A 12,848-nucleotide genomic window follows, 5' to 3' on the forward strand; every position below is an offset into this window, starting at 1 on the left:
TAAGCCGTTCAGACCACTCGCGGGCAGCGCGGGTCCCCTCTCCTGGACGGAGAGGGACAGGGTGAGGTGTGCGACCTTTTCGGGGAGTCCACGCACCTCACCCCAGCCCTCTCCTTCCAGGAGAGGGAGCCCGTCGCGCCTGATGTCAAACCCTCTTCGATAAAGGGAATAGCCGTCGAGCGAATGCGGGAATCCGGTCCCTCTCCAGGAGAGAAGGCGATGCGGCTCAGGATTGGGCCACTTCCGTGCGGCGGCAAGGTCCCAGCTCACGGCGTCACCCCCGCCGCCTTCGCGCCGCCGCCGCGCTTGAACCGGCGCTCCAGGCGGTCGAAGGCGAGGTAGATCACCGGGGTGGTGAACAGGGTCAGCACCTGGGAAACGATGAGGCCGCCGGCGATGACGATGCCGAGCGGCTGGCGCAGTTCGGAACCGACGCCGGTGCCGAGAATGAGCGGCACCGCCGCGAACAGGGCGGCCAGCGTCGTCATCAGGATCGGGCGGAAACGCAGCAGGCAGGCCTCGTAGATCGCGTCGCGCGGGGCCATGCCCTCCTCGCGCTCGGCCTGGAGCGCGAAGTCGATCATCATGATCGCGTTCTTCTTCACGATGCCGATGAGCAGCACGATGCCGATGACGCCGATGATGTCCAGCGGCATGCCGAAGAGCATCAGCCCGACGAGGGCGCCGATCCCCGCCGAGGGCAGGGTCGAGAGGATCGTGATCGGATGGACGAAGCTCTCGTAGAGCACGCCGAGCACGATGTAGACGGTGACGATGGCGGCGATCACCAGGAAGAGCTGGTTCGAGAGCGCCGATTGGAAGGCGAAGACCGAGCCCTGCGGCACCACGCGGAAGCTCGGCGGCAGGTCGATCTCCTTCCGCGCCGCCTCGATCGTCTGCACCGCATCGCCCAGCGCCGCGCCTTCGGCGAGGTTGAACGAGACGGTGGTGGCCGGGAACTGTCCGAGATGGCTGATGAGAAGCGGCGCCCGGCGCTCGCTGATCCGCGCCACCGCCGAAAGCGGCACCTGGCCCGAGGCCGCCGTGGAGGAGGGCAGGAAGATGCCGTTCAGGCTGTCGAGGGTCTTGTGCAGGTCCGGGTCGGCCTCGAGGATCACCCGATACTGGTTCGACTGGGTGAAGATCGTCGAGACGATGCGCTGGCCGAAGGCGTCGTAGAGCGCGTTGTCCACGGTGGCGGGGGTGATGCCGTAGCGGCCGGCGGTGGGCCGGTCGATGGTGATGTAGGCCGCCAACCCGTTGCCCTGGAGGTCGCTCGCCACGTCCGACAGCAGCGGCGAGCGCTGCAGCGCCTGGACGAAGCGCGGCACCCAGGTCTCGAATTCCGAGAGGTTCGGGTTCTCCAGGATCACCTGATACTGCGTCGCGCTCACCGCCGTATCGATGGTGAGGTCCTGCACCGGCTGCATGTAGAGCCGGATGCCGGCGACCCCGCGCGTCGCTTCCTTCAGGCGGCGGATGATCGCGCTGGCATCGGTGGCGCGGCCCTCATGCGGCTTCAGGTTGATGAGGAACCGTCCGGAATTCAGCGTCACGTTCTGCCCGTCGACGCCGATGAAGGAGGACAGGCTCGCCACATCGGGGTCCTGCAGGACGATCCGGGCGAGTTGCTGCTGGCGGTCGGCCATCTCGGCATAGGAGACGGTCTGGTCGGCCTGGGTCACGCCCTGGATGACGCCGGTATCCTGGACCGGGAAGAAGCCCTTGGGGATGACCACGAACAGGTAGGCGGTGAGCGCGATGGTGCCGAGGGTGACCACCAGGGTCAGGCCCTGGTGGTTGAGCACGACGCGCAGCATCCGCCCGTAGCCGGAGATTACCCCGTCCATTGCCCTACGGCCGGCCCGCGCGATGAATCCCTCGCGGCGCTCCGCCTCCGGGGCATGCTTGAGCAGGCGGGCGCACAGCATCGGCACGAGGGTGAGCGAGACCACCGCCGAGATCACGATGGTGGCGGCGAGCGTAATGGCGAATTCGTGGAACAGGCGCCCCACCACGTCGCCCATGAACAGGAGCGGAATCAGCACCGCGATGAGCGAGACCGTGAGGGAGATGATGGTGAAGCCGATCTCGCGGCTGCCCTTCAGGGCCGCCTCCATCGGCGAATCGCCCTCCTCCACGTGGCGGGCGATGTTCTCGATGACCACGATGGCGTCGTCGACGACGAAGCCGGTGGCGATGGTGAGCGCCATCAGGGACAGGTTGTCGAGGGAGAACCCGTAGAGATCCATGATCGAGAGCGCGCCGATGAGCGAGAGCGGCACCGACAGGCTCGGGATCAGGGTCGCGGACAGGCTGCGCAAAAACAGGAAGATCACCAGCACCACGAGGCCGATGGCGAGCGCCAGTTCCACCTGCACGTCGTGGACCGAGGCGCGGATGGTGGTGGTGCGGTCGGTGAGCGGCGTCACCGTGATCGCGGCGGGCAGCGTCCCCTGCAGCTGGGGCAGCAGCGCCTTGATCTTGTCGACGGTGGCGATGACGTTCGCACCGGGCTGGCGCTGGATGTTGAGGATGACGGCGGGCGTCTCGTCCATCCAGGCGCCGAGCTTGGTGTTCTCCGGGCCGTTGACCACGTCGGCTACATCCGAGAGCCGCACCGCCGAGCCGTTCTTGTAGGCGATGATCGCCTGCTCGTAGGCCTTCGGATCGCGGATCTGGTCGTTGGCGTTGATGGCGTAGGATTGGGTCGGCCCGTCGATCGTGCCCTTCGGCGTATTGACGTTGAGGTTGGTGATGGTGGTGCGCAGGTCGTCGATGTTGAGGCCGTAGGCGGCCAGCGCCCGCGAGTTGAAGCGCACGCGCACCGCCGGCCGCTGACCGCCGCCCATGCTGACGAGGCCGACGCCGGAGACCTGGCTGATCTTCTGGGCGAGCCGCGTCTCGGCCAGATCGCGCACCTCGGTCAGCGGCATCGTCGTCGAGGTCAGGGCCAGGGTCAGGATCGGCGCGTCGGCCGGGTTGACCTTGGCGTAGATGGGTGGCGCCGGCAGGTCGGAGGGCAGCAGGTTGCCCGCCGCATTGATGGCCGCCTGGACCTGCTGCTCCGCGATGTCGAGGCCGAGATCCAGGCTGAACTGAAGCGTGATCACCGACGCGCCCGCAGAACTCTGCGAGGTCATCTGGTTGAGGTTGGCGAGCTGGCCGAATTGCCGTTCCAGCGGCGCCGTCACCGCCGAGGTCATCACCTCGGGGCTGGCGCCGGGATAGAAGGTCTGCACCTGGATCGTCGGGTACTCCACCGACGGCAGGGCCGAGACCGGCAGGTTCAGGTACGACACCATGCCGACGAGCAGGATCGCCAGCATGAACAGCGTGGTGGCGACAGGACGTAGGATGAAGATGCGGGACGGGTTCATGGGGTAAAGGCCATGACGGGCGCGCCGCCCCTCCCCTCCCCCCGCTGCGGGGGAGGGTGGCCCACGAAGTGGGTCGGGAGAGGGGAGCGCGCTGTCCGGAGAGGTCGTCCCCTCTCCCGCCTGCTCCGCAGGCACCCTCCCCCGCAGAGGGGGGAGGGAGAAACGGCGTCGAGAGTGACCATCACGGCTGCACCGCCGGCCGCTCTCTGCGGCGCTCGCGCTTCTGCGGCGGGTTTTCGGGAGGTGTCCCGACGGCGGGCGTCGATGTCGTGGCCGGGGCGTCGGTTGCAGGTGCGGCTTGGCCAGGTGCGGCTTGGCCGGGCGCCGCAGGTTCGCCGGGTGCCGCCGGCTGCCCCTTGCCGCCCTCGGTGACGCGGACCTTGGCGCCGTCGCGCAGGCGGTCGGTCCCATCGACCACCACCCGGTCGCCGACCGCCAGCCCCTTGGTGACGGCACTGCGCGTGCCATCGGCCTCGCCGACGGTGATCGGCCGGACCACGACCTTGTCGTCGCTGTCGAGCAGGTAGACATAGGCGCCGGGCGTGCCGCGCAGGATCGCGGCGGTGGGGACGATGGGCGTATCCCGCACCGTATCCACGGTGAGCTTGGCGTTCACGAACTGGTTCGGGAACAGGCTCTCGTCCTTGTTGTCGAACAGCGCGCGCAGCTTCACCGTGCCGGTGGTGGTGTCGATCTGGTTGTCCACCGTGTCGAGGGTGCCAGTGGCGAGCACATTGGCATCGCCCCGGTCATAGGCCGTTACCGTGAGCTTCGCCCCCGAGCGCAGGCGGCGCATGACGCGCGCCACGTCGTCCTCGGGCAGCGTGAAGACCACGGAGATCGGATGCAGCTGCGTCACCACCACGATGTTGGTGGAGGCGGCGGTGACGTAATTGCCCTGGTCGATCTGGCGCAGGCCGACGCGGCCCTCCACGGGCGAGACGATGCGCGTATAGGCGATGTTGAGCTTCTGCTGGTCGACCTGGGCCTGGTCGATGGCGACCGTGCCCTCGTTCTGCTTCACCAGGGCCGCTTGCGTGTCCACGTTCTGCTTGGAGATCGAATCCTGCAGGCTGAGGCGCTGGAAACGGGCGAGGTCGAGCTTCGAATTCTGCAGCAGCGCCTGATCGCGGGCGAGCTGTCCCTGGTACTGGGCGAGCTGGGCCTCGTAGATGCGCGGATCGATCTGGGCGAGGAAATCGCCCTTCTTCACGGTCTGCCCCTCGCGGAAGCCGATCTCCGTGAGATAGCCGCTGATCTGCGACTGGATCGTCACGGTGGCGAGCGGCGTCACCGTGCCGAGGCCCGACAGCACCACCGGGATCTCGCCGGTGGAGACCGTGGCGACCCCGACCGCCTGTGGCATGTCGCCCGGACGTCCACGGGCGCCCTTGCCGCGGGCGGGCGCGCCGTCGGCCGTGCTCTCCGTCTTGGGCGCGAGCTTGGGCGCGAGATAGAATCTGTAGCCGGCCGCTCCCGCCCCCGCGAGGAGGAGGATCAACCATGTTCCCACACGGCTTCGCCGGCGCGTCGGCGCCGGGGTGTCCGGTCTGAATTCCCGGGCCGTTTCGGTCCGGATGGGCGATTGTTCGTTCATGCCTCGACAATCCAGCCGATCGCTCCCGAACGGCACCGCGCAGTCTGGACGAAATGGCGACGTGAGTCCCGAGGGAACAGGGGGCGCGACCACCGCGCAGCGGGGCGCCGATCCGGGACGGTGCCGGGAGCCGCGCTGGGTTGCCGGTGGGTCTTACCCGTCGATCGATCGCTCAGCATCGCGGCCGGACATGCCGGATTATTGCGACGCCAGTGCGGCGCGGAAGTTTCCGGGTTGTTTCCGACGTTCCGGCGGCGGATCGGCCGAAGCCTTCAGGGGAGTGGCTTCGACGGGTAGGCCTCGACCACCGCGTGGTAGGCCGCGTCCGGCGGCGTCACCGGCATGGCGAGGCGCAATCCTGCTCCCGCCAGGGCGATGAGGAAGGCAAGGGCGCAGCAGGCGCGGGTACTCAACGCGGTCGTCCTCGTGATCCGATACGAGGTCGCTACCCCGGAGGACCGTCGAAGCACAAGCGAACCGCGGAAAAAGCCGCCGCCCCGAGCCGGAGCGACGACTTCAATCCTTGGGGGGATCGGCTTCTTGGGAAGGACCGGAGCGGTACGTCGCCCAACCGAAACGAGGGGGCGGTGTTCCTGTTGAGCGGCGACCGCTCCGGCCATGGCCAGAACCTACGTTACGCCTGATGAATGTCAACAATCGTCAGGCGCGGTCCGGGATTACGGGCGGAGGGGCGTGCGATCGCGCACGTTCCCAAAAGCACGATTTCCGGCCCGAAACGCCCATGCTACCGAGGGAGGCGGACGACGTCAGCTTCAGTTTATCGCCCATGAGCGTTTCCCGGATGAACCCTGTTTTCGCCGACCTCCCCAATACCGTGTTCGACGTGATGTCGGTGCTGGCGCGCGAGCTCGGGGCGATCAATCTCGGACAGGGTTTCCCGGACGATCCCGGGCCGGCGGATGTGCGCGAGAAGGCCGCCGATGCCCTGCGCAACGGCTACAACCAATACCCGCCGATGATGGGTTTGCCGGTGCTTCGCCGCGCCATCGCCGCCCATTACGAGCGCCATCAGGCACTCGCTCTCGATCCCGACACCGAGGTGATGGTGACGTCGGGCGCCACCGAGGCCCTGGCCGCGAGCCTGCTCGCCCTGGTCTCGCCCGGCGACGAGGTCGTGCTGTTCGAGCCCATGTACGACGCCTACCTGCCCATCGTCCGGCAGGCCGGCGGCATCCCGCGCTTCGTCACCCTGCGGCCCCCGCATTTCCGCCTCGACGAAGGGGCGCTAGAGGAGGCCTTCTCGGAGCGCACCCGCGTCGTCGTTCTCAACAACCCGCTGAACCCGACCGCGACGATGTTCGAGGAACAGGATCTCGCGTTGCTGGCGAGGTTCTGTGAGCGATTCGACGTGACCGCCATCTGCGACGAGGTCTGGGAGCACGTGACCTTCGATGGGCGGCCCCATCGCCCGCTGATCGGGTTCGACGGCATGCGGGACCGAACCGTGAAGATCGGCTCGGCCGGCAAGATCTTCAGCCTCACCGGCTGGAAGGTCGGGTTCGTCATGGCGGCGCCGCCCCTGCTCAAGGTGGTCTCGAAGGCGCACCAGTTCCTCACCTTCACCACACCGCCGAACCTGCAGGAGGCGGTGGCCTACGGGCTTTCCAAGGACGAGGCCTATTTCCTCGAGATGCGCGCCCGGTTCGCCCGCTCGCGCGACCGGCTGAGCGCCGGACTCACAGGCCTCGGCTTCTCCGTGCTGCCGTCGCAGGCGACCTACTTCCTCACCATCGACATCGGCGAGCTGGGGCCGCGCCTCGGCTGCGCGGACGACGTCGCCTTCTGCCAGCATCTCGTGCGGGAGCACGGGGTGGCGGCGATTCCCATCAGCGCCTTCTATGCGCAGGGGGCCGTGCGCAACCTCGTCAGGCTGTGTTTCGCCAAGCAGGATGCGACCCTCGACGCGGCCCTGGACCGTCTCGCGGGTTTGATGCGGGGGCGGGCCGCGTGAGGCCGAAAGGTCTCGGGCTTCCGCCGCTTGCGGACGGCGCCGGGCAGGGCCACATCCTGCATCATGACCACGACGCGCATCCCCCGGAGCCCCGCCATGGCCTTCAACGACGCCGTCTTCGCCACTCGCGAATTGCCCAACGGCGCCTTCGGCCGGCGCGATGGGACCGCCACACGCTTCCGCGCCGAGCCCGACAGCCGGGAGGCCGCGCTGCTGCGGCTGGAGCAGTTCGCCCACATCATGGACTCGGCGTTCGTGATCCCCGGCATCAACCGGCGGGTGGGGCTGGACGCCGTCGTCGGCCTCGTTCCGATCATCGGCGATGCGGCGGGCATGCTGCTCGCCTCCTACATCGTCTACGAGGCACGTCGCCTCGGCGCGCCGAAATGGCTGCTCGCCCGCATGGCCATGAACGTGGCCTTCGACGGGGTGATCGGTGCCGTCCCACTGGCCGGCGACATCTTCGATGCCGCGTTCAAGGCCAATCGTCGCAACGTGCGCCTGCTGCGCCGCCACCTCGAGAAGACCGGCGGCCTGCGCCCCAACGAGATCGAGGGAACGGCCGTCCGTCTCGACGGCTGACGCACAATCCAATAGGGGCGGTCTCATGAACGAGATCGCCCGCCCCGCGGAAGCCGTCCCCGTTGCCGCTCCGCCTCCCCTCGTGCCGACGGCACGGGGGCTGTCGCCGCTGAACCGGCGGCGGCTCTCGAATTTCCGGCGCAACCGCCTCGGCTTCTGGTCCTTCGTGATCTTCGTCGGCCTGTTCAGCTTGAGCCTGTTCGCCGAATTCATCGCCAACGACCGGCCCTTGGTGGTCTCGTACAAGGGCGAGATCCTGTTTCCCGTCCTGATCGACTATCCGGACGAGAAGTTCGGCGGGTTCTATGCGCGGCCGAACTACCGCTCTGCGGAGACGCGGAAAGAGATCGCCGATCACGGCTGGGCGGTCTGGCCGCCGATTCCCTATTCCTACGACACGATCATCGACGGGCTGCCGACCCCCTCGCCCTCGCCGCCCACCTGGATGCTCACGGACGAGCAATGCCAGGCGGCTGCGAAGCAGAATGGCGCGGAGACCACGGGCCGGGAGGGGTGCAAGGGCCTGGAGATGCACTGGCTCGGCACCGACAACACCACCCGCGACGTGCTGGCCCGCGTCATCTACGGCTTTCGCATCTCGGTGCTGTTCGGGCTCATCCTGGCCATCGTCTCCTCGGTGATCGGCGTGATCGCCGGGGCGGTGCAGGGCTATTTCGGCGGCTGGGTCGATCTGACCCTGCAACGCTTCATCGAGGTCTGGAGCGGCATCCCGACCCTCTATCTCATCATCATCATCTCGGCCTTCATCGCGCCGGGCTTCTTCGTGCTGCTGGGCATCCTGCTGCTGTTCTCCTGGGTAGCCCTGGTCGGCGTGGTGCGCGCCGAGTTCCTGCGGGCGCGCAATTTCGAATATGTCCGGGCCGCCCGTGCGCTCGGCCTCTCCAACATCCGCATCATGAGCCGGCATCTCCTGCCCAACGCCATGGTGGCGACGCTGACCTTCATGCCGTTCATCCTCAACGGCTCGATCGGCACGCTGACCTCCCTCGACTTCCTCGGCTTCGGCCTGCCTCCCGGCTCGGCCTCCCTCGGTGAGTTGCTGGCGCAGGGCAAGGACAACATCCAGGCTCCCTGGCTCGGGCTGACCGGCTTCTTCGTGGTGGCGGTGATGCTGAGCCTACTCATCTTCGCCGGCGAAGCCGTCCGTGACGCTTTCGACCCCCGCAAGACGTTCAAGTAACAACCGCGTTCAAGTAACAACCACGTCCCAGTAAAAACCGCCTGTCGCGCGAGACCCATCTCGGCGGGTCTCGCGCGACAAGCATCTCGGCTGGGCCGTGGTCGGCCTCGGCGATTTCACGCAGGCCCAGGTTCTGCCCGCTCTGGAACGGGCCCGCCGCTCGAAGACCGTGGCCCTCGTCTCGGGCAATCCTGACAAGGCCAAAGCCGTCGCGGCCCGCTACGGCGTCGAGGCCGGGGGGATCTACGATTACGGCACGATGGGGAAGATGGCCGACAACAAGGACATTGCGGCCGTCTACATCGTGACGCCGAACTCCACCCATGCCGACCTGACCATCAAGGCGCTGGAGGCGGGCAAGCACGTTCTCTGCGAAAAGCCGATGGCCACCAATTCCGCCGATTGCCAGCGGATGATCGACGCCGCCAAGGCCGCCGACCGCCGCCTGATGATCGCCTACAGGGTCCATTGGGAGCCGCATAACCTGCGCGCCAAGGCGATGATGGACAAGGGCGAGTTCGGCGACGTCCGCTTCGCCTCCTCCGACCACCACCGCCCCCTGGAGCCGTCGCGGCCGCGCGACCAGTGGCGCATGCTGAAGGCCGTGGCCGGCGGCGGCTCCCTCGTGGATATCGGCATCTACGGCCTCAACGGCCTGCAATGGTTTTTCGGCGAGAGCCCGTCCTCGGTCTCGGCCTCGATGCACTCGCCGGAAGGCGATCCGCGTTTCGGGCAGGTCGAGGACGTGTTCACGGCGCAGCTGGTCTTTCCCTCGGGCCGGCGCGCCACGGTCTCGTCGGGCTACAGCTCCGACAAGAAGCGGATCGACATCTGGGGCGACAAGGGCGTGGCGACCCTCGATCCCGGCACCGCCTACCAGGGCAACCGGCTCGTCGTCAGCGACGCCAAGCGGGCCGACGAAGTGCTGACGGCCGAGGGCGATGCGGTGCAATTCACCGGCGAGATCGACCACCTCTCGCAGATCGTCGCCGAGGGCGGAGAGCTGCGGACGCCGGGCGAGATGGGCCTGCGCGACGTCCGCCTGATCGAGGCGCTCTACCGGGCGGCGGAGACGCGCCAATGGGTCGATCTCAACCCCGACATGACGATGCGGTCGGGCACGCGCTGAGGATGAATCGGGAGCGGCCCGCAACGGCGTCGCTCCCATACGACATGCTGAAGGTGAACAATCGGTCTTGCGTATGGGTCGTGGTGATTCCGGCGAAGAGCGTACAGGGACGAATCGCGGGTTATGGACGCCTATGTCATCATGCTCGGGGGCTTTGGCGCCCTCGTGCTCCTCACCGCCTGGCTGCCGATGGTGCTTCGGCAGCTGCCGCTGTCGCTGCCGATCTGCTGCGTCGCGATCGGGGCCGGCCTCTCGCTGATCCCCGGAATCGCCGACTTCTCCCCCCGGCCCCAGCAGCATCTGCGCCTGATCGAGAAGGTCAGCGAATTCGTCGTCATCATCTCGCTGATGGGGGCCGGGCTGAAGCTCGACCGCAGGGTCGGCTGGAAAAGCTGGATGGTGACATGGCGCCTCCTCGCCTTCGCCATGCCGCTGACGATCCTGATCCTCGGGTTCCTGGCCTCGCATCTCCTCGCCCTCGGCCTCGCCTCGTCCCTCCTGATCGCCGCCGCCCTCGCGCCGACCGATCCGGTCCTCGCCTCCGAGGTCCAGGTCGGCCCGCCGTCACAGGGCGTCGAGGACGACATGCGGTTCGGCCTCACCTCGGAGGCCGGGCTCAATGACGGGCTCGCCTTCCCCTTCGTTCACCTCGCCATCGCCCTCGTGGCCGCGAACGGCCTGAGCGCCGCCGGGTGGACCGAATGGGTCGGCGTCTCGCTGGTGTGGAAGATCCTGGCCGGCGTCGCGCTGGGTGCCGCGATCGGACGGGGCTTCGGCTGGCTGACCTTCCACCTGCCGAACCGGGCACGGCTCTCGCGGACGGGCGACGGTTTCGTCGCTCTCGGCATCACCTGCCTGACCTATGCGGCCGTGGAGGCCGTGCATGGCTACGGCTTCATCGGCGTCTTCGTCGCGGCGCTGGCCATGCGCTGGTCCGACCACGGCCACGATTACCATCACGCGCTGCACGGGTCGGCCGAGGCGTTCGAGCGCCTGACGATGATGATTCTTCTCGTCGGCTTCGGACTCGCCATCGGCGGCGGACTCCTGCGCGACCTCACCTGGGCCGGCGTCGCCTTCGCGCTTCTGGTCATCTTCGTGGTCCGGCCGCTCTGCGGCTGGATCAGCCTCCTCGGGCACGATCAGCCCGCCGCCGAACGCGCGGTGATCAGCATCTTCGGGATCAGGGGGCTCGGCACGATCTATTATCTCGCCTACGCCTCCGGCCATGCGGCCTTCGAGGGAGCGAGCCTGCTCTGGAGCACCGCGGGATTGACCATCCTGCTCTCCATCGTCCTGCACGGGGTAAGCGTCTCGCCGATCCTCGGCTTTCTCGACCGCCGCAGCGGGCGCGATACCGAGAGCGCCCAGATGGACCTGCCGCTGGGCTCCTCCCCGGCCGAATGAGGCCTCTCGGCAGAGCGAAATCAGCGCCCGTATTGACTGGGCACCGGCGGAAATTTCCCTCCGTGCTCGAAAATAAAACCCAAGTTTTTCATGGCATTTGCTAAATCCCGCCATTGAGAGTACATAACAGAGATCGAAGCGTGATCAGATTTTCATCTGTGTGAGCCAAAGAGCTTTCGCAGAGCGGAAGTCGGGTGCGAATCGAGACAACGGAGAAGGCCGTACATCTTCGTGCGGACCTCCGAACTATGATGCCCGCAAGGGCGAAGGATTATGATGGCTGTCGGTACTGTTAAGTGGTTCAACGAGCAAAAGGGCTTCGGCTTCATCCAGCCGGATAACGGCGGCAACGATGTGTTCGTGCACATCTCCGCTGTCGAGCGCGCAGGAATGCGTGGTCTCGCCGAAGGCCAGAAGGTCTCCTACGAAATGGAAACCGACAAGCGCAGCGGCAAGCAGTCCGCCGGCAATCTCCAGGCCGCCTGAACCATATCGCATATGGGCCATGTGAGGCTCCTACGAGAGCCTGACATTGGACAAGGAGCCGCTCTCCATTGGAGAGCGGCTTCCTGCGTTTTTATCCATCTCCCGACCGGTTCGGTTCGGAGCCTCGTCCACTGTCCCGCGGTCGTTCCCGGCCGCTTCCCAGACCAGGATTCTGTGTGAGCCAATTCAACGAAAACTCCATGACCGACCGCCTCAAGGCTTCGCAAGAAGCCCGTCAGGCCGCCCTGGCGCGTTTCCGCGACCGGCCGGCCGCTGACGATCCGACGGTTCTCGCCCGCAAGGCCGAGCGTGAGGCCATTGCCCGTGAGCGCGAGATCCGCGTCGCCGCCCGCGAGGCCGAGCGCGCCGCCGCCGCCGCCCAGGCCGTCGCCGAGGCCGAGGCCGAGCGTGAGCGCCAGGCCATCGAAGCGGCCCGCGTCGCCGAAGAGAAGATCGCCCTCGCCGCCGCCGCTCGCATCGAGCAAAAGCAGCAGCGCGATGCCCGCTACGCCGCCCGCAAGGCGAAGGCGCGCAAGTAAGGCATTCGCCTCCGAAGTCTCCGGCCTCGCGGCGGATTCCGCCCTGCGAGAGCCGATGTTTCGGAACGAACTACCGGACGGCTTTACCGAACATGACGTTCGATGATGGCGCTGTCCGGCTGCGATGTCGTGGCCGCTCCGGCATGATCGGGGCAGCGACGGTCAATGGGTTGGCTCGGTCCTTCGTGTGGGTTCGAGCGCAGGGTGGCATCTCCGGACGGGGTTGCCGCCCATCTCGTCCTTTTCCGCAAGGCAGGCCGATGTTCGGTCCTGTGCCTTCCGGCAAGGCGACGCGCGACCACGAATACCCGTCCGAGGACGCAGAACCGTTTGCGTCCGCTCAGAAAGGCATATCTCATGGCCCATAAATTCAAGCTCGGGCAGCGCGTGCGCCGCGAGCGCATCGGCTATGCCGACCTCAAGGCCGATCCGACCGACGTCTTCGAGATCGTCCGCCTCGTTCCCGAGGACCAGACCGGCGAGCCGTTCTACCGGATCAAGGCCGGCGGAGCCGAGCGCGCCGTCCGCGAAGGCGAGATCACCCTCGCCTTGTGA

The 12,848-nt window shown here is 67.2% G+C and carries 11 protein-coding genes; 8 read left to right on the forward strand and 3 right to left on the reverse strand.

Translation table 11 applies throughout. The annotated features are described in order from the left end of the window. Positions 1 to 266 precede the first annotated feature (266 nt). The 3 genes from IPV08_RS05240 to IPV08_RS05250 all read right to left on the reverse strand — a co-directional run bounded on the left by IPV08_RS05240 (position 267) and on the right by IPV08_RS05250 (position 5,390). Complete coding sequence (locus tag IPV08_RS05240; RefSeq protein WP_207411054.1) at positions 267 to 3,380, reverse strand: MdtB/MuxB family multidrug efflux RND transporter permease subunit; 3,114 nt, start codon at positions 3,378 to 3,380, stop codon at positions 267 to 269. A 181-nt stretch (positions 3,381 to 3,561) separates the two neighbouring features. After that, positions 3,562 to 4,977, reverse strand: a complete 1,416-nt coding sequence (locus IPV08_RS05245; RefSeq protein WP_207411055.1) for an MdtA/MuxA family multidrug efflux RND transporter periplasmic adaptor subunit — start codon at positions 4,975 to 4,977, stop codon at positions 3,562 to 3,564. Positions 4,978 to 5,249: 272 nt separating this feature from the next. After that, a complete protein-coding gene (locus IPV08_RS05250; protein WP_200919012.1) occupies positions 5,250 to 5,390 on the reverse strand; it encodes a hypothetical protein in 141 nt (46 codons plus the stop codon). Between the two features lie 389 nt (positions 5,391 to 5,779). On the opposite strand from IPV08_RS05250, the gene IPV08_RS05255 reads away from it, so the two are divergent. The 8 genes from IPV08_RS05255 to IPV08_RS05290 all read left to right on the forward strand — a co-directional run bounded on the left by IPV08_RS05255 (position 5,780) and on the right by IPV08_RS05290 (position 12,848). Next, complete coding sequence (locus tag IPV08_RS05255) at positions 5,780 to 6,949, forward strand: aminotransferase (protein WP_207411056.1); 1,170 nt, start codon at positions 5,780 to 5,782, stop codon at positions 6,947 to 6,949. Between the two features lie 96 nt (positions 6,950 to 7,045). Beyond that, positions 7,046 to 7,531 carry a DUF4112 domain-containing protein gene (locus IPV08_RS05260; RefSeq protein WP_056422622.1) on the forward strand — a complete coding sequence of 162 codons (486 nt, stop codon included), beginning with the start codon at positions 7,046 to 7,048 and terminating at the stop codon, positions 7,529 to 7,531. A 25-nt stretch (positions 7,532 to 7,556) separates the two neighbouring features. Further along, positions 7,557 to 8,732: an ABC transporter permease gene (locus IPV08_RS05265; RefSeq protein ID WP_207411057.1), complete on the forward strand. Its 1,176-nt coding sequence runs from the start codon at positions 7,557 to 7,559 to the stop codon at positions 8,730 to 8,732. A gap of 97 nt (positions 8,733 to 8,829) precedes the next feature. After that, complete coding sequence (locus IPV08_RS25035) at positions 8,830 to 9,861, forward strand: Gfo/Idh/MocA family oxidoreductase (protein ID WP_348646077.1); 1,032 nt, start codon at positions 8,830 to 8,832, stop codon at positions 9,859 to 9,861. A gap of 123 nt (positions 9,862 to 9,984) precedes the next feature. Continuing rightward, on the forward strand, positions 9,985 to 11,268 hold the full coding sequence (locus IPV08_RS05275) for a cation:proton antiporter (protein ID WP_207411058.1): 1,284 nt from the start codon (positions 9,985 to 9,987) through the stop codon (positions 11,266 to 11,268). A 276-nt stretch (positions 11,269 to 11,544) separates the two neighbouring features. Then, the gene (locus IPV08_RS05280) at positions 11,545 to 11,754 is read left to right on the forward strand and encodes a cold-shock protein (RefSeq protein WP_056423281.1); all 210 of its coding nucleotides are present in this window, start codon (positions 11,545 to 11,547) and stop codon (positions 11,752 to 11,754) included. A gap of 176 nt (positions 11,755 to 11,930) precedes the next feature. After that, complete coding sequence (locus IPV08_RS05285) at positions 11,931 to 12,293, forward strand: DUF6481 family protein (RefSeq protein WP_280136526.1); 363 nt, start codon at positions 11,931 to 11,933, stop codon at positions 12,291 to 12,293. 357 nt (positions 12,294 to 12,650) lie between these two features. Beyond that, on the forward strand, positions 12,651 to 12,848 hold the full coding sequence (locus tag IPV08_RS05290) for a hypothetical protein (RefSeq protein WP_056422637.1): 198 nt from the start codon (positions 12,651 to 12,653) through the stop codon (positions 12,846 to 12,848).

The organism is Methylobacterium sp. SD274 (genome assembly GCF_017355285.1).
Taxonomy (GTDB): Bacteria; Pseudomonadota; Alphaproteobacteria; order Rhizobiales; family Beijerinckiaceae; genus Methylobacterium.